The 16,115-nt window shown below is 68.4% G+C and carries 14 protein-coding genes; 8 read left to right on the top strand and 6 right to left on the bottom strand.

Annotated features, from left to right (window positions below; genetic code table 11):
- Nucleotides 1–52 precede the first annotated feature (52 nt).
- Both GZ64_RS0112910 and GZ64_RS0112905 read left to right on the top strand, forming a co-directional pair.
- Nucleotides 53–814: an SURF1 family protein gene (locus GZ64_RS0112910; RefSeq protein ID WP_051668045.1), complete on the top strand. Its 762-nt coding sequence runs from the start codon at nt 53–55 to the stop codon at nt 812–814.
- A 267-nt stretch (nt 815–1,081) separates the two neighbouring features.
- Nucleotides 1,082–5,671, top strand: a complete 4,590-nt coding sequence (locus GZ64_RS0112905) for an ExeM/NucH family extracellular endonuclease (RefSeq protein ID WP_231479898.1) — start codon at nt 1,082–1,084, stop codon at nt 5,669–5,671.
- Between the two features lie 70 nt (nt 5,672–5,741).
- Here the strand turns inward: GZ64_RS0112905 and GZ64_RS0112900 are convergent, their stop codons facing one another.
- Nucleotides 5,742–6,365 carry a glyoxalase gene (locus GZ64_RS0112900; protein WP_029266983.1) on the bottom strand — a complete coding sequence of 208 codons (624 nt, stop codon included), beginning with the start codon at nt 6,363–6,365 and terminating at the stop codon, nt 5,742–5,744.
- A gap of 120 nt (nt 6,366–6,485) precedes the next feature.
- Between GZ64_RS0112900 and GZ64_RS0112895 the strand changes: the two genes are divergently transcribed.
- From GZ64_RS0112895 to GZ64_RS0112885, 3 genes are read left to right on the top strand one after another with little or no spacing between them, the layout of a single operon-like run.
- Nucleotides 6,486–6,998: a DUF3817 domain-containing protein gene (locus GZ64_RS0112895; protein ID WP_021198891.1), complete on the top strand. Its 513-nt coding sequence runs from the start codon at nt 6,486–6,488 to the stop codon at nt 6,996–6,998.
- Nucleotides 6,995–8,581 carry a glutamine-hydrolyzing GMP synthase gene (gene guaA, locus GZ64_RS0112890; RefSeq protein WP_021198890.1) on the top strand — a complete coding sequence of 529 codons (1,587 nt, stop codon included), beginning with the start codon at nt 6,995–6,997 and terminating at the stop codon, nt 8,579–8,581. Before GZ64_RS0112895 ends, guaA begins: the two co-directional genes overlap by 4 nt.
- An 8-nt stretch (nt 8,582–8,589) precedes the next feature.
- The gene (locus GZ64_RS0112885; protein WP_029266982.1) at nt 8,590–9,978 is read left to right on the top strand and encodes a glycosyltransferase; all 1,389 of its coding nucleotides are present in this window, start codon (nt 8,590–8,592) and stop codon (nt 9,976–9,978) included.
- A 120-nt stretch (nt 9,979–10,098) separates the two neighbouring features.
- Here the strand turns inward: GZ64_RS0112885 and GZ64_RS0112880 are convergent, their stop codons facing one another.
- Complete coding sequence (locus GZ64_RS0112880; RefSeq protein WP_029266981.1) at nt 10,099–10,764, bottom strand: DNA alkylation repair protein; 666 nt, start codon at nt 10,762–10,764, stop codon at nt 10,099–10,101.
- Nucleotides 10,765–10,894: 130 nt separating this feature from the next.
- Between GZ64_RS0112880 and GZ64_RS0112875 the strand changes: the two genes are divergently transcribed.
- Nucleotides 10,895–11,323 (top strand): YciI family protein, encoded by a 429-nt coding sequence (locus GZ64_RS0112875; protein ID WP_029266980.1) that lies wholly within the window; start codon nt 10,895–10,897, stop codon nt 11,321–11,323.
- Between the two features lie 27 nt (nt 11,324–11,350).
- Entirely contained in the window at nt 11,351–12,646 is a 1,296-nt protein-coding gene (locus tag GZ64_RS0112870) for an RNA polymerase sigma factor (RefSeq protein WP_036331533.1), read from the top strand.
- Between the two features lie 79 nt (nt 12,647–12,725).
- On the opposite strand, the gene GZ64_RS0112865 is transcribed toward GZ64_RS0112870, so the two are convergent.
- Both GZ64_RS0112865 and GZ64_RS0112860 read right to left on the bottom strand, forming a co-directional pair.
- Nucleotides 12,726–12,998 (bottom strand): GlsB/YeaQ/YmgE family stress response membrane protein, encoded by a 273-nt coding sequence (locus tag GZ64_RS0112865; RefSeq protein WP_021198885.1) that lies wholly within the window; start codon nt 12,996–12,998, stop codon nt 12,726–12,728.
- A 168-nt stretch (nt 12,999–13,166) separates the two neighbouring features.
- Nucleotides 13,167–14,093: a Bax inhibitor-1/YccA family protein gene (locus GZ64_RS0112860; protein WP_029266978.1), complete on the bottom strand. Its 927-nt coding sequence runs from the start codon at nt 14,091–14,093 to the stop codon at nt 13,167–13,169.
- A gap of 90 nt (nt 14,094–14,183) precedes the next feature.
- On the opposite strand from GZ64_RS0112860, the gene GZ64_RS0112855 reads away from it, so the two are divergent.
- Nucleotides 14,184–15,170 (top strand): glycerophosphodiester phosphodiesterase family protein, encoded by a 987-nt coding sequence (locus GZ64_RS0112855; protein WP_029266976.1) that lies wholly within the window; start codon nt 14,184–14,186, stop codon nt 15,168–15,170.
- Nucleotides 15,171–15,193: 23 nt separating this feature from the next.
- Here the strand turns inward: GZ64_RS0112855 and GZ64_RS0112850 are convergent, their stop codons facing one another.
- Nucleotides 15,194–15,655 carry a hemerythrin domain-containing protein gene (locus GZ64_RS0112850; RefSeq protein WP_029266975.1) on the bottom strand — a complete coding sequence of 154 codons (462 nt, stop codon included), beginning with the start codon at nt 15,653–15,655 and terminating at the stop codon, nt 15,194–15,196.
- Between the two features lie 54 nt (nt 15,656–15,709).
- Nucleotides 15,710–16,108: a YccF domain-containing protein gene (locus tag GZ64_RS0112845; protein ID WP_021198881.1), complete on the bottom strand. Its 399-nt coding sequence runs from the start codon at nt 16,106–16,108 to the stop codon at nt 15,710–15,712.
- Between the last annotated feature and the right edge of the window lie 7 nt (nt 16,109–16,115).

Here is a 16,115-nt window from a genome sequence, read left to right as displayed (position 1 = left end):
GCGCTCCACCGTGACCACTCCTGCTCTGTTCCCCCCGACTCTCCGCGAGGTCATGCTGCGGGGACGCTGGATCGGGATGCTCCTGCTCTGCCTCCTCGTGGCCGGGGTCTTCGCCTGGCTCGGACAGTGGCAGCTGGAGCGCGCGATCGAGACCGATCCGCCCGCTCCCGGTGCCACCGAGCAGGTCCAGCAGCTCACCGACGTCCTCGAGCCGGGCGCCTATCTGCCCGAGCCGCTCGTGGGTCAGCGGGTCGAGACCACCGGCACCTGGGTTCCCGGGGACTTCATCGTGGTGTCGAGCCGCTTCAACGACGATGTCGAGGGCTACTGGGTCACCGGTCAGCTGCGGGTCGCCGAGCGCACCTCCATCGCCGTCGCGATCGGCTGGGCTCCCGATCAGCAGACGGCTGACGCGGCCGTGGAAGAACTGGAAGCCGGCGCCGACGGCTCCGAGGTCGACGTCACCGGACGCATCATCTCGGACGAGGGTCCCCGTGTACCGCCGCACTCCGATCCGCAGCGGCTGGATCGCATGTCGCCGGCCGCGCTCCTCAGCCGTTGGCACGATGTCGAGGAACTCGACGTCTACCGTCCCTACCTCGCCTCGACCACGGCGACGGCAGGATTGGTCGACATCTCCTCGCCGGCACCCGATGAGATGTCTCCCGTCAACTGGCTCAACGTCTTCTACGCGGTCGAGTGGGCCATCTTCGCCGGCTTCGCGTTCTATCTCTGGTATCGCCTCGCGAAGGATGCCTGGGAGCGCGAGGTCGAGGAGTTCGAGGACGAGGCGCAGGGCCACACCACCGCCTGATCTCACGCGCATCCGCGCGCGTTCTGATGCGCAATTGTGCGCCATCGTGTGTGGGTAGTGACCTTCGTCAGGGGTCGTTCCGGCCATCCGGTGATCGCTCGATGACGAATCGGAAAACTCCGTTGAGGATGTCCGGACCGCTCCGTATGCTCGCAACCATGTGAGCACGCTGGGAGTTTCCCCTGTGTGCCGTGACAGTCCTGAGAAGTGTCGAACCCGACCGAGGAGACCGCACCGATGATGTCCGCTCCAGACGAGGGGAACCGCATGGCTCCCGTCTCGCACCGTAGAAGTCGAGGGCGCATCGGCGCTCTCGCCGTGACCTGTGTCGCCGCGCTGAGCCTCGGCTCGCTGGCCGCCGTTCCCGCCACCGCCGACACCTCGGGCACAGGGGTGGTGATCAACGAGGCGTATCTCTCCGGCGGCAGCGCGGGAGCGGCGTTCAAGAACAAGTTCGTCGAGCTGTACAACCCCACCTCGGCTCCGATCACCCTCGACGGCATGTCGCTGCAGTACCGCTCGGCGAACGGGACGGCCGCGTTCAACGGCGTGGCTCCGCTCACCGGCGTCATCCCCGCCGGCGGCTACTACCTGGTGCAGGGCAACAGCAACGGCGCGAACGGTGCCGAGCTGCCCGCACCGGATGCCGTCAGCACCCTGACCCCGAGCGGTACCAACGGTACGCTCGCGCTCGTCGAGGGCACCGCGGCCGTGAGCCTCACGCCGGGCTCGGCCGTCGGCGTCGACGGCGTCGTCGACCTGCTGGGCTACGGCACCTCGAACACCTTCGAGGGCACGGCGGCCACCGCGCCCTCCGGCAACACCGACGTCAAGTCGCTCAACCGCACGGGCGGCGTCGACACCGACGTCAACAGCGCCGACTTCACGCTCTCGCCCACGATCACCCCGCAGAACTCCGGCGACACCGACCCTGGCACCGGTCCGGGCACGGATCCGACCACGGCCACCATCGCCGAGGTCCAGGGCACGACCGACGTCTCGCCGCTGAACGGGCAGACCGTGCAGGTCGAGGGCGTGGTCACTGCCGACTACCGCACCGGCGGTTACAAGGGCATCGTCATCCAGACCCAGGGCTCCGGCGGCGCGACCGACGCGACGCCCGGTGCCTCGGATGGCGTCTTCGTCTTCCTGAACGCGCTGAACCCCACCCTCGCGATCGGCGACCTCGTCTCGGTGACGGGCTCTGTGAGCGAGTACTTCGGACAGACGCAGATCAACCCGGCCGCGGCCGCCGACGTCTCCGTCGTCACGGCAGGCGTCGGTGTTCCCGCCGTCACACCGCTGCCCGCCGCGGTGCAGGGAGCCGACCGCGAGCAGTTCGAGAACATGTACGTGGCTCCGGAGGGGACCTACCGTCTCGCCTCCAGCCACCAGCTCTTCAACTTCGGCACGCTCTGGCTGAATGCCGGTGACGCACTCGCCGTGAAGAGCACCGAGACCACGCGTCCCGGCGCCGAGGCTGCCGCGATCGCCGCGGCGAACCGGGCGAACCGCATCCTGCTGGACGACGGCTGGTCGATCCAGGTGTCCAACAGCGGCCACCCCGGCGAGCAGCCCTACTTCACGAAGGACACGGTGGTCCGCAACGGCGACACCGTCGACTTCGGCGACAACGGCTACGTGCTGCAGTGGGGCTTCAACGATTGGCGCCTGCAGCCGGTCGTGCCGATCGACGACTCCTCGTCGGCCGACCTCAAGGTCGGCTTCGAGGCGACGAACCCGCGCACCGACAGCGCGCCGTCCGTGGGCGGCGACGTCCAGGTCGCGTCCTTCAACGTCTACAACTACTTCACGACGTTGAAGAGCGAGAACTCCAACGCCCGAGGCGCGGCGAACGCGGCGCAGTTCGCGATCCAGAAGTCCAAGATCGTCGCGGCGATCAACGGGCTCGACGCCGAGATCGTCTCGCTCATGGAGATCGAGAACTCGGTCAAGCTGGGCAAGCCCGTCGACACCGCCCTCAAGGACCTCGTCGCCGGCCTCAACGCCGACGCCGGCAGCGACGTGTGGGGCTACGTGCCCACTCCCGCCGCCTTGAACAACGCGGCGACGACCGACTTCATCACCAACGCGATCATCTACAAGAAGGATGCGGTCAAGCGGGTCGGAGACAGCGTCACCGTCACCGACGAGACCGTGTGGGGCAACGCCCGCGAGCCGATCGCGCAGGCGTTCGACATCGACGGCCGCGTCGTCACCGTCGTCGCGAACCATCTGAAGTCGAAGTCGCCGCCCGAGGGAGCAGGAGCGGAGCCGGCCGACGGACAGGGCTTCTTCAACGCCGACCGCGTGAAGCAGGCGAACGCCATCCTCGCCTTCACCGACCAGCTCGAGCAGACGACCGGCAGCGGTGACATGCTGCTGATCGGCGACTTCAACGCCTATGGCAAGGAAGATCCGATCGACGTGTTCACCTCGAACGGGTGGAGCGACCTGGTCGCCGACAAGGCCTCCGGCCAGTACACGTACTCGTTCGACGGCGAGCTCGGCTCGCTCGACCACGTGATCGCGTCGCCGTCGCTCGCCTCGTCGATCACCGGTGCGGGCGTGTGGGGCATCAACTCCCCGGAATGGAGCGACCGCGGCTACGCGTTCGGCGCCACCGAGCAGGGAACGCCCTACCGCTCCAGCGACCACGACCCCATCATCGTCGGCGTCTCCTCGGAGATCCCGCCGGTGAGCATCGACGTCGTCACGGTCAACGACTTCCACGGTCGGATCGAGGCCGACGGCGCTGCGGCGGGTGCGGCGGTCCTGGCCGGTGCGGTCAAGCAGTTCCGTGAGGCGAACCCGAACACGATCTTCGCCGGTGCCGGCGACCTGATCGGCGCGTCGACGTTCACCTCGTTCATCAACGACGACAACCCCACGATCGACGCGCTCAACGCGGCCGGCCTCGATGTCAGTGCGGCGGGCAACCACGAGTTCGATCAGGGCTGGGAAGACCTGCGTGATCGCGTGCAGGAGCGCGCGGACTGGGAGTACATCTCCTCGAACGTGTTCGTCACGGAGACCGGCGAGCCCGCGCTCGCACCGGCCTGGGTGAAGGAGCTCGACGGCGTGCGGGTCGGCTTCGTCGGCGCGGTCACCGAAGACCTCGATTCGCTCGTCTCGCCCGAGGGCATCAAGGACCTCGAGGTCCGCAGCATCGTCGATTCCGTGAACGCGGTGGCCGACGACCTGCGCGACGGCGATGAGTCCAACGGCGAGGCGGATGTCGTCATCCTGCTCGTGCACGAAGGCGCGTCCAGCGTCGAGCTCTCCAGCATCACGCCGGACTCGCCCCTCGGCGAGATCGTCTACGGGGTCGATGACGACGTGGACGCCATCGTGTCGGCGCACACCCACCTCGCCTACAACCACGTGATCGACGGCCGCCCGGTCGTCTCCGCGGGGCAGTACGGCGAGAACCTGGGCCTGATGAACATCAAGGTCGACCCGAAGACGAAGGACCTGATCTCGATCACCAACGAGATCAAGCCCCTCACCGCTGCGGGCAAGCCGCTCTACCCGGCCGTCCCCGAGGTCGCGGACATCGTGGCCAAGGCGAAGGCCGAGGCCGATGTGCTGGGTGCGATCAAGGTCGGCGACATCACGGCCGACTTCAACCGCGCGCGTCAGACGAACGGATCCGAGAACCGCGGTGGCGAGTCCACCATAGGAAACTTCGTCGCCGATGTGCAGAAGTGGTCCACGGGCGCTGATGTGGCGATCATGAACCCGGGCGGCATCCGGGCGAACCTCACGTACGCATCGGCCGGCGCGTCCGACCCCGACGGCAACGTCACCTACCGTGAGGCGGCGACGGTCCAGCCGTTCGCCAACACGCTCGTGACGCTGACGCTCACGGGGGCGCAGCTGAAGGGCGTGCTCGAGGAGCAGTGGCAGCCGGCAGGCTCGGCTCGTCCGTTCCTGAAGCTCGGAGTCTCGAAGGGATTGGTCTACACCTACGATCCCGCCGCAGCTCAGGGTTCGCGGATCACCTCGATCACCCTCGACGGTGCCCCGCTCGATCCGGCGAAGAACTACACGGTCGCCGCCAACTCGTTCCTCGCGGCCGGTGGAGACAACTTCTTCACCTTCAAGGAGGGCACGGGCAAGCGCGACACCGGCAAGGTCGACCTGCAGTCCATGGTCGACTGGTTCGACGCGAACAAGACCGCGAGCCCCGACTACGCCCAGCGCGCGGTCGGCGTGGCGGTCAGCCCCGCGGATGCCGACGGCTACAGCGCCGGCGACCAGGTGACCGTGTCGCTCTCCTCGCTGGCCTTCAGCGCGGGCGAGCCGGCTCCGGGTGAGGTGTCGCTGTCGCTCGGCGACACGCAGCTCGCGGCCGGTGCGGTCGACCCGGCGGTCGTCGACACCACCGACGAGGGCGGGCGCGCCAGCCTGACCTTCACGGTTCCGTCCGGTGTCTTCGGCGAGCAGGTGCTCACCGTGAACGTCGCCGGTACCGGAACCACGGTGCAGGTGCCGTTCACGATCGCGGGAGAAGCCGAGTTCGCCGGCACGATCGCCCTCGGCTCGTCCAAGGTGACCGCGGGCAAGAGCCTCAAGGTCACCGGTGAGGGCTACGTGCCCGGCGAGACCGTGTCGATCGAGCTGCGCCCAAAGAAGGGCAAGCCGGTGCAGGTCGGCACCGTCCAGGTCGGCGCCGACGGCACGTTCAGCACCTCGGTCACCGTGCCGAAGAGCGCCCCGTCGGGCAAGTACACCGTGGCGGCGTCGCAGGCCGATGGAGACGCGGCGACCGCCACGGTCACCGTCAACCGTGCCGGCGGCATCATCGGTGCGATCCTCGACTGGCTCTGGGAGCTGCTGACCCGGTGGTTCTGATCGGGTAGGGGATGACACAGGCGAAGGCCGTCGGGACTCTCCCGGCGGCCTTCGCCACGTCGTCCGGGATTCAGGCGTCGACTGCGACGGGAGCCCACACGAATCCGTCGGGGTCGACCGCAGCGCCGAGCACGCCGTTGACCGTGATCCGATGCGAGCCGGATCCTTCGGCGGGCACGCCCGCGTCCTTCGCGAGGGATGCGTGCCGGTACAGGCCGAGGCCGATCGGGCCGGCTCCGGTGTCGAACTGCACATAGCTGCGGCCGAAGCTCTTGCCGACCGGGATGCCGCGCTCCGTGTAGAAGGTCTTCGATGCGACGACGTCGTCCGCTCCGAGCAGGAGGATGATCTCGTCGACCGTCCGGCTCGGGGGAGCGGTGTCCTTCTTCGCCGAGGTCGCGACCTTCCAGATAGCGCCGTCCGGGGCCTGGATCGTGCCGCCGACGCCCCACAGCGACTTCGACACGGGCTTGATCACCGTGGCGCCGGCGGTGACCGCGGCATCCACGAGTGCACGCACATTCGCAGGCTGGGAGACGACGAGCGACAGGGTGTAGCCGCGGAAGCCGGTGGTGTCGGCATCCGCGGTGCGGAATCGCAGGCGATCGCCGAGGTCGAACGCGTGCGCGTAGAACGAGCGGGCGGCGTCCACGTCGGGGACGTCGAGGGTGAGGGAATCGATCGTGGTGTTCATGTCGACGACGCTACGAGCGCGTCTTCCCGCGTGCTTCTCGATTCCTGACCGATGCGCAGCGCTCTCTCCGCACGATGGTGCCCGGATTCGACACGATTTCCCGGCGGCTAGACTGGACGCATGCCCGAACCGAAAGTCGCCAGCTTTCCGGCGATCCGCGGTGCGCTGAAGTTCTACCAGATCGCGTCGATCATCACAGGAGTCATGCTGCTCCTGCTGCTGACCGAGATGGTGCTCAAGTACACGCCGATCCACCTCGAGCTCTTCATGGGAGGCTCCGGAGGACCGCTCTGGTTCGCCGGCGTGCTCGCCGGGCCCGACTGCCAGTGGTGGTCGCTGTTCGCCCCGATGACCAACTCCTGCGAGATGACCTCGCTGGGCGACGGATTCAACCTGTCGCTGTTCATCCTCGTGGCGCACGGTTGGTTCTACGTCGTCTACCTCTTCGCGTGCTTCCGCATGTGGAGCCTGATGCGCTGGCGGTTCCCGCGCTTCATCCTGCTCGCGCTCGGCGGCGTCGTGCCGCTGCTGTCGTTCTTCATGGAGGCCGTCGTCGCCCGTGAAGTCAAGACCTATCTCGCCACCAGAGAGGCCGCCGAGGCCTCCGCCCCCGCCCCGGAAGGTGTCCGTTGACCGAACAGTCCGAGACCCAGCAGCGTCCTGCGCTCGTCGTCGACTTCGGCGCGCAGTACGCGCAGCTGATCGCCCGCCGCGTCCGCGAGGCGGGTGTGTACAGCGAGATCGTGCCGCACACCGCCACGGCTGAGGAGATCGCCGCCAAGAACCCGGTCGCGATCATCCTCTCCGGAGGCCCCTCGTCGGTGTACGAGGAGGGAGCGCCGAAGCTGGACCCGGCGGTCTTCGACCTCGGGGTGCCGACCCTCGGCATCTGCTACGGCTTCCAGTACATGGCCCAGACGCTGGGCGGCGAGGTCGCGAACACCGGTCTGCGCGAGTACGGCGCCACGGATGCCGTGATCACCGGCGACGGCGGGACGCTGCTCGGCGGTCAGCCGGCCGAGCAGAACGTCTGGATGAGCCACGGCGACCAGGTCGCCAAGGCCCCCGAGGGCTTCGACGTGCTCGCGACGACGGATGCGACCAAGGTCGCGGCGTTCGCGAACGAGGAGCGCGGCTTCTACGGCGTGCAGTGGCACCCCGAGGTCAAGCACTCGGACCACGGTCAGCGCGTGCTCGAGAACTTCCTGCACAAGGGTGCGGGCCTCGCGTCCGACTGGAACAGCGGCAACGTGATCGCCGAGCAGATCGAGCGCATCCGCGAGCAGGTGGGTGACGCCCGCGTCATCTCCGCGCTCTCCGGCGGTGTCGACTCCGCCGTCTCCACGGCACTGGTGCACAAGGCCATCGGCGACCAGCTCACCGCGGTCTTCGTCGATCACGGCCTCCTCCGCAAGGGCGAGCGCGAGCAGGTCGAGAAGGATTACGTCGAGTCCACCGGCGTGCGTCTGATCACGGTCGACGCGGCAGAGACCTTCCTCGGCCACCTCCAGGGGGTGACCGACCCGGAAGAGAAGCGCAAGATCATCGGACGCGAGTTCATTCGTGCGTTCGAGAAGGTGCAGCTCGACCTGGTCGCCGAGGCCAAGGCTTCGGGCGGCGCTCCCGTGAAGTTCCTCGTGCAGGGCACGCTCTACCCCGACGTCGTCGAGTCCGGCGGTGGTGCGGGCACGGCGAACATCAAGTCGCACCACAACGTGGGCGGCCTTCCCGACGACCTCGACTTCGAGCTGATCGAGCCGCTGCGCGCCCTGTTCAAGGACGAGGTCCGCGCGATCGGTCGCGAGCTCGGCATCCCCGAGGCGATCGTCGGACGCCAGCCGTTTCCGGGGCCCGGCCTCGGTATCCGGATCATCGGTGAGGTCACCGCTGACCGTCTCGAGATTCTGCGTGAGGCCGACGCCATCGCCCGCGAGGAGCTGACCAAGGCCGGCCTCGATCAGGAGATCTGGCAGTGCCCCGTCGTGCTGCTCGCCGACGTGCGCTCGGTGGGTGTGCAGGGCGACGGCCGCACCTACGGCCACCCGATCGTGCTGCGCCCGGTGTCGAGCGAAGACGCCATGACCGCCGACTGGACGCGTCTGCCGTATGACGTGCTGTCGAAGATCTCGAACCGCATCACGAACGGCGTGCGCGACGTCAACCGCGTCGTGCTCGATGTCACGTCGAAGCCGCCGGGAACGATCGAGTGGGAGTAGGGAGCGCCATGCTCCCCGATGCGGCGCCGGTGCTTCCCGACGCCGAGTACGTGGTGCTGTCCAGTCGGTTGATCCCGGGCATGGACGGCGGCTACACGATCGCGACGCTCACACGTGCCCGGCAGCTCGCCGAGGCCGGGGTCGCGAAGGGGGCGGGTCCGCAGCTGCTCACGTTCGACCCGGGGGCAGCTGCCGATCATGCCGCGCACCGTCGGACCTTCGCGGAGCAGGGGGCGCTCGTCGACCCCTCACGCATGCGCAACCTGTTCGACGAGGCCACGGATTCCGGTGGGGGAGCGGCCGATTGGCTGCGCGCTGCCGCCGACCCCGCGGTGACCGCCGACCCCGACGTCGAGTACCGCGTGCTGACGGATGACGACGGCCGGCCGTTCGCCGCGCTACCGGTCATCCCCGGCAATCCGGACTGGCATCTGACCGAGGAACCCGTTCTCGTCTACGACGCCGCAGGCGAGGTGGTCGGGGCGCTGCACGGGTTCCGCGGGCTCTACCGGGCCTGGCTCGAGCACGTCGCGGACGCGTTCGGTGATCGCCTCATCGTCGTGATCTGCGAATCCCGGCAGCTCGGCGAGCTCATCGCCGACTGGTCCGATCCGCGTGTGCGCATCGTCCACCCGATCCACACCATGCACGTGGAGGCGCCGTACACCCCGGATGCTCCGATGAACACGCTCTGGACGCGCTGGTTCCGGCTGACCGGCCGTTTCGACGCCGTCATCTGGCCGACCACCACCCAGCGCGACGATGTCGTGGCGCGTTTCGGCTCCGCGGCTTCTCATGTCGTGGTGCCGAACCCGATCGCCCCGGTGGAGCATCGGGACGACCTCCGCGAAGACGGGCTCGTCGTCGTGCTCGGTCGTCTCGCGCCAGGCAAGCGCATCGATCAGGCGATCCGGGCGTTCCTCGCCGCGGACGTCGCCGGGACCCGGATGGAGATCTGGGGCGGCGGGCCCGAAGAGGATCGGCTGCGCGCGCTGATCGAGGAGCTCGGCGCGGGGGACCGCGTGCTGCTCGCGGGTTACACAGATTCGCCCGGCACCGTGCTCGATCGGGCGTCGATGATCGTCACGGCCACCGCCTTCGAGGGCCAGCCGTTGTCGATCGTCGAGGCACTCCTGCATGGGACCCCTGTCGTGTCATACGACGCCCGCTACGGCATCCGTGACGTGCTGGAACAGGGCGGTGGCGTCCTGGTCCCGAGCGGCGACGTCGAGGCGCTGGGCGAGGCGATCCGCGCGCTGCTGACCGACCCCGATCGGCTCGCGGCGCTGAGCGCCGAGGCCCCGTCGGTCGCTGCGGCCTGGAGCCCGCAGCGTTCGCTCGACGCCCTGACCGCGGCGATCGCCGACGTCGCCGCGCGCCCGTCCCGTCGCGTCTGACCGCGTCGCCTGACCGCGTCGCCTGACCGCGTCGGCTGACCGCGTCGCCTGACCGCTCCGGTCGCACTTTCTGTCGCCTCGCGGCGGCCCGCGCGGCAGGAACTGCGACCGGAGCGTGATCTAGAGCAGCTTGAGCGCCTCGCGGCGGGAGAGCGGCGACAGCTCGTGCGACTCGACGAAGGCTCGCACCCACGCCGGGTCGGTCTTGCCGAGCTCGCGCAGTGCCCAACCGATGGCCTTGCGGATGAAGAACTCGGTGTCGGCGAGGTTCGGTTCGATCACAGTGGCGAGCAGCTCGCGATCGGTGGCACCTCTGCGTCCGAGCTGGGAGATGATGCTCGCCCGGCGCACCCAGAAGTCGTCGTCGCGCGACCACGTCCGCAGCACCGGCGTCATCTCGGCAGGGTGCGCATCGAGCGTCTCGGTGAGCCGATGCGAGACCTCGTCGACGTGATCCCACCACGCTCCTGTGCGGATCATCTCCTCATGCACATCGAGCATGTCGAGTCGGGCTCGCACCGGACGCAGAGCCATCAGAGCACTGGCGGCGTAGCGCTCCTCGCGAAACGCCGCCTCCCGCCACAGCACGAGTGCCGTACCGCGCAACACCGCCGTATCCGTCACCTCGCGCGCGAGCCCACGCGCCACGGCTCGCACCCCGGGAACACGTACGCCGAGGAAGGGCAGCGCCGACTTCATGTACGCCTGCTGCGCGGGTGCCAGCTCCGGATCGGCCTCATCACGGAGCGCGGATCGGATGCTCTGCACGAGGTCTGCGGCGGTCACGGGAGCGAGTCTACGACCGCCCCGAGAAGTTCTTCAGAAAGAATTCCGAGATGATGTCGATCCGGGCCGTTCCCGTTCGACGTCATTGATGAGAGGGTCGAGAGACGGCCCTTCGAACAAGGAGAACATCATGAAGTTCATGCTCATCATGCGCGCGACCGACGAGGCCGTCGAGGCCTACAAGGACATGCCCTTCGAGCAGGTCATCGAGGCCATGGGCAAGTACAACGAGTCGATGATCAAGGCCGGAGTGCTCGTCGCGGGCGAGGGCCTGACCGATGCGGCCGAGGGTTTCGTGGTCGACTTCAGCGCCGAGAAGCCGCTCATCACCGACGGCCCCTACGGCGAGACGAAGGAGTTGTTCAACGGCTTCTGGATCATCGAGGTCCCCACGCGCGAGGAGGCAGCCGAGTGGGCCAGCCGTGCGCCTCTCGGCGCCGGCTCGTTCCTCGAAGTGCGTCGCGTGACCGGCGTCGAGGACTTCCCGGCGGACAACGAGTGGATCCAGAAGGAAGAGGGCTGGCGCGAGGAAGCAGCTCAGCGCGCGGCACAGCAGTGATGGCACAGCAGTGATGGCACAGCAGTGATGGACTCTTCCCCACACAGCGAGACGGCGCGTTCCACTCCCGATACCGGGTCTGCGGAGCGCGCCGTCGCCGCCGTGTGGCGGATCGAGTCCGCCCGCATCGTCGGAGCTCTGACGCGCATGGTCGGTGACTTCGGCCTCGCGGAGGACCTGGCTCAGGAGGCGCTGGTGGATGCGTTGCGGCAGTGGCCGGTCGACGGCGTCCCGCGCAACGCCGGGGCCTGGCTGACCGCGGTCGCGAAACGCAAGGCCATCGATCGGTGGCGTCGACAGGAGCGTCTGGACGAGCGGGTCGCCCTTCTCGCACACGACCTGGAGCAGGAGCAGCGGGAGGGGCGAGACCTGCTGTGGGATCCGGACGCCGTCGATGATGACGTGCTGCGCCTGATCTTCATCTCCTGCCGCCCCGTGCTCTCGAAAGAGGCGCAGGTCGCCCTGACGCTGCGGGTGGTGGGTGGGCTTTCCAGCGAGGAGATCGCCCGCGCGTTCCTCGTGCCGACCGCCACCGTGCAGCAGCGCATCGTGCGGGCGAAGAAGACGCTCTCCGCCGCCAACGTCCCGTTCGAGGTGCCTTCGCGCGAGGAGCGTGCGCCGCGCATCGGTGCGATCCTCGGCGTGCTGTATCTGATCTTCAACGAGGCCCACGCCGCGAGCAGCGGACCCGACTGGATGCGCCCCGAGCTGAGTGACGAGGCCATCCGTCTCGGGCGCGTGCTCGCCGCGCTGATGCCGCAGGAACCCGAGGTGCACGGCCTGCTGGCGCTGATGGAGCTGACGGCCGCGCGATTCGGGGCGCGCGTTGATCGACACGGCGACCCGGTGCTGCTTGCCGATCAGGACCGTCGGCGCTGGGATCGTGGCCGCATCTCGCGTGGACGTGCATCGCTGGCGACCGCCGATGCTCTCGGACGCGGGCGCGGTGCCTATGGGCTGCAGGCGGCGATCGCCGAGTGCCATGCCGTGGCGGCGTCTGTCGAGGAGACCGACTGGGAACGGATCGTGCTGCTCTACGAGGCGCTCGGGCGGCTCGCTCCGTCGCCGGTGGTCGAGCTCAACCGAGCGGCTGCGGTGGCGATGGGGACCGGGCCGGCGTCCGCTCTGCTCATCATCGACCAGCTGTCGAGTTCGGGCGCCTTGCGCGGCTACCACCTGCTGCCCGCGACGCGCGGCGAACTGTTGCGTCGGCTCGGGCGCGAGGAGGAAGCCCGGAGCGAGTTCACCGTCGCCGCCGGACTCGCCGGCAATGATCGGGAGAGATCGCTGCTGGAGCGGAAGGCACGAGGGGCACAGAAATGACCCGCCCCCTTCGGGTGCGCGAGGCATCCGAAGGGGACGGGCATCAGGGTGACGCGCGTGGCGTCGACGGCGGATGCCGTCAGCTGCGCGCCTTCTGGCCGCGACCGGCGATCAGGCCGTAGATCAGGAGCACGATGATGGAACCGGCGATGGCGAGGAGCCAGGTGCCGAGGTCCCAGAACTCGGTGAGCGGACGGTTGAGGATCAGACTGCCGAGCCAGCCGCCGAGCAGTGCGCCCACGACGCCGAGGAGCAGCGTGATGAACCAGCCGCCGCCCTGCTTGCCGGGAAGGATCAGCTTGGCGATGGCTCCGGCGATGAGGCCGAGAAGAAGAAAGCCGAGAAAACTCATGGTCAGCTCCTGTGGATCGGGAGCCCCGGGGTGCCGGGGCTTCTGGTATCCAGAGTGCCGACATCGCTGCTCGCGTGCCAACCCCTTGCGCACACATGCCTGGATGTGCGAAGAGGCCCGCCTCCCCAGGGGAGACGGGCCTCTCGACGCGGTCGGATCGGTTCGCGGTCAGTTGTTGCCGCGGACGATCGCGATGATGCGCAGGATCTCGACGTAGAGCCAGACGACCGTGACCATGATGCCGAAGGCGCCGAGCCAGCCGTACTTGCGGGGAGCACCGTTGCGGACGCCCTGCTGGATCTGATCGAAGTCGAGCACGAGCGAGTACGCCGCCATGATGACGACGAGCACGCCGATGATGACACCGAGCGGGATGCCGAAGATGTTGGCGCTCAGCAGGCCGAAGGCCTGGCCCTGGGGCAGCACGCCGGTCCACATGAGGACCAGGTTCAGCAGCGAGAAGACCAGGTAGCCGATCATCGCGATCATGAAGATCTTCGTCGCCTTCTTCGACGCGCGGATCTTGCCGCTCGCGAAGAGAGCCAGGGTCACCCCGACGACCGAGACGGTCGCGAGCGTCGCCTGGAAGACGATGCCGGGGTAGATGACCTCGAAGAACGCCGAGATGCCACCGATGAAGAGGCCCTCGAACGCGGCGTAGGCGAAGATCAGCGCGGGCCGGACCTTCTTGCGCGACGTGAAGGTGATGACCATCGCGAGCACGAAGCCGCCGAGGGCGCCGACGATCCACGGCAGCATGCTGACGGGCGCGGAGTTGTACGGGTCATATCGCGGCACGTCCAGGCCGCCGAGCGTCAGCACCCAGCCGATCGCGGCGGTGACGAGCAGGATGCCGAACAGGCCGGCCGTCTTCCAGACCGTGTCCTCGACCGACATGCGGTCGGTCTCGATCGCTCCGGCCGGCGGGGCGGCGTACATGCCCTCGAGCTGTGCGTTGGCCGCAGCGTCCATCGCCCCGTGCTGGAGCGAGGCGTTCTGCGCGCCCTGGGCAGCCTGAGGTCCGCCCGGGTACGTCGCGACGTTGCGCGGGTCCTGCTGCTGGAAAGCAGGGTTGTTGAAAGCGAAGTTGCTCATTGGTGGGCCTCACTCCAAAGGGGGGTAGTAGGTCTCTTTCCTCCACGATACTCGGGAGGGCGCACCGCCGGGGTGTTCTACGCTGAGAGCGTGCCCAGGAAATCCCCCCTCGTCATCGGGCACCGCGGTGCGCCCGGCTATCGCCCGGAGCACAGCCGCTCCTCCTATGAGCTCGCTCTCGCCATGGGGGTGGATGCGGTCGAACCCGACGTCGTGGCGACCAAGGACGGCGTGCTCATCGTGCGGCACGAGAACGAGATCTCGGGCACGACCGACGTGGCGGAACATCCGGAGTTCGCCGACCGCAAGACGACGAAGCGCGTCGACGGGCAGGCGCTGACCGGATGGTTCAGCGAAGACTTCACCTGGGACGAGCTGTCGACCCTGCGCATCCGCGAGCGGCTGCCCGAGGTGCGGGCATCGAGCGCGAGCTTCGACGGCGCCCAGCAGATCCTGCGCCTGCGCGATGTGCTCGACATCGTGCGCGACGGATCGGCGGAGCATGGACGCGAGATCGGCGTGGTGCTCGAGGTCAAGCACGCCACGTACTTCGCGAGCATCGGCCTCGACCTGGCCCCCCTCATCGACCGCGAGCTGCGCGACGCCGGATGGGCCGAGGGGGAGCTGCCGCTGGTGATCGAGTGCTTCGAGTCGACCGTGCTCGGGCAGCTGCGGGAACGCGGGATCTCCGCATCGTACATCTACCTGATCGAGGCGTCGGGGCGTCCGTACGACCTCCTGGTGGCCGAGGGCACGCACGCCCGCACGTACAGGGAGACCGTCACCCCGGAGGGGCTCGACGCCCTCGTCGGACAGGTCGACGGCATCAGCGTGAGCAAGAAGATGCTGCTCGACCGGGGCAACACGATCGTCGCGGATGCGCATGCACGAGGTCTGCAGGTCTTCACATGGACGTGCCGGCCGGAGAACGCCTTCCTCGCGGCGGAGTTCCGCGGCCGGGGTGGGCGCGGCGCCTACGGCGACTACGAGGCGGAGTGGGGCGTCATCGCACGTCAGGGCGTGGATGGCGTGTTCGTCGATCATCCGGATCTGGGCGTCGCCTTCTTCCGCAGCTGATGCGGTCGCGCAGGTCCGCGGCGTCAGAGCGGTCCGAGCACGCTCTGCACGTCGCTCTCGAGCATCAGGGCGCGCAGGGGCTCGAGGATCTCGCGTTCCTCGAAACGGAAGTGGGATTCCATGATCGCGGCGATCCCGTCGAGGTGACCGCCGATCGCGGTCGCATCGTCGCCGCGCTCGGCTGCACCGCGCAGCGAGGCGAGCAGGTGGGCGAGCATCGAGTGGTCCTGCATCAGCTTGTCGATGATCCCGCCGAGCTCCGGATGCTCCGCGCGCAGAGCAGGGAAGAGCTGCCGATCCTCGGCGCCGTGGTGGCCGTCGAGGGCGGCGCAGAATCCGACGCAGTAGAGCACGAGTTCCGATGTGGCATCGGGGACGTCCGTGCCCTGGTCGAGGGCGTCGCGCGTGGCGGCGAGGGCGGCACGCAGACGGGAGTGCGCCGACCGGAGCTCCTGATCCCAGGCGATCAGACGGGCGGCATCCATCGGCCCAGTGTAGAGGGGCCGGTGTGAATGGGGCCCGTGTCGGCGGATTCCCGCTCAGAGGGTGCGGTCGAAGGCGCCGCGGCGGGTGGAGACGATCTCCTTGCCCAGCGGCATGAGCGAGATCGGGACCATCTTGAAGTCGGCGATGCCCATCGGGATGCCGATGATCGTGATGCAGAGCAGGATTCCGGACACGATGTGTCCGATCGCGAGCCACCAGCCGGCCAGGATCACCCACAGCACGTTGCCGAGGAACGACCCGACACCCGCGGTGGGCTTGCTGATGACCTCGCGGCCGAACGGCCAGATCGCGTAGGCGGCGATGCGGAACGAGGCGATCGCCCAGGGGATCGTGATGATCGGGATGCACAGCAGGATGCCGGCGAGGACGTACCCGAGGAACAGGGCCCAGCCGGCGAGGATGACCCAGATGATGTTGAGGATCGTGCGCATGAGCTGA

This window comes from Microbacterium sp. Cr-K32 (assembly GCF_000708345.1).
GTDB lineage: Bacteria > Actinomycetota > Actinomycetes > Actinomycetales > Microbacteriaceae > Microbacterium > Microbacterium maritypicum_A.
This window is presented reverse-complemented; position numbering and strand designations above follow the sequence as displayed.

What these genes read in the sequence shown, in the direction of transcription:
- GZ64_RS0112910 (WP_051668045.1), top strand. Translation starts at nt 53, where the DNA reads ATGCTGCGGGGACGCTGGATCGGGATGCTCCTGCTCTGCCTCCTCGTG.
- GZ64_RS0112905 (WP_231479898.1), top strand. Translation starts at nt 1,082, where the DNA reads ATGGCTCCCGTCTCGCACCGTAGAAGTCGAGGGCGCATCGGCGCTCTC.
- GZ64_RS0112900 (WP_029266983.1), bottom strand. Translation starts at nt 6,365, where the DNA reads ATGAACACCACGATCGATTCCCTCACCCTCGACGTCCCCGACGTGGAC.
- GZ64_RS0112895 (WP_021198891.1), top strand. Translation starts at nt 6,486, where the DNA reads ATGCCCGAACCGAAAGTCGCCAGCTTTCCGGCGATCCGCGGTGCGCTG.
- GZ64_RS0112885 (WP_029266982.1), top strand. Translation starts at nt 8,590, where the DNA reads ATGCTCCCCGATGCGGCGCCGGTGCTTCCCGACGCCGAGTACGTGGTG.
- GZ64_RS0112875 (WP_029266980.1), top strand. Translation starts at nt 10,895, where the DNA reads ATGAAGTTCATGCTCATCATGCGCGCGACCGACGAGGCCGTCGAGGCC.
- GZ64_RS0112870 (WP_036331533.1), top strand. Translation starts at nt 11,351, where the DNA reads ATGGACTCTTCCCCACACAGCGAGACGGCGCGTTCCACTCCCGATACC.
- GZ64_RS0112865 (WP_021198885.1), bottom strand. Translation starts at nt 12,998, where the DNA reads ATGAGTTTTCTCGGCTTTCTTCTTCTCGGCCTCATCGCCGGAGCCATC.
- GZ64_RS0112860 (WP_029266978.1), bottom strand. Translation starts at nt 14,093, where the DNA reads ATGAGCAACTTCGCTTTCAACAACCCTGCTTTCCAGCAGCAGGACCCG.
- GZ64_RS0112850 (WP_029266975.1), bottom strand. Translation starts at nt 15,655, where the DNA reads ATGGATGCCGCCCGTCTGATCGCCTGGGATCAGGAGCTCCGGTCGGCG.
- GZ64_RS0112845 (WP_021198881.1), bottom strand. Translation starts at nt 16,108, where the DNA reads ATGCGCACGATCCTCAACATCATCTGGGTCATCCTCGCCGGCTGGGCC.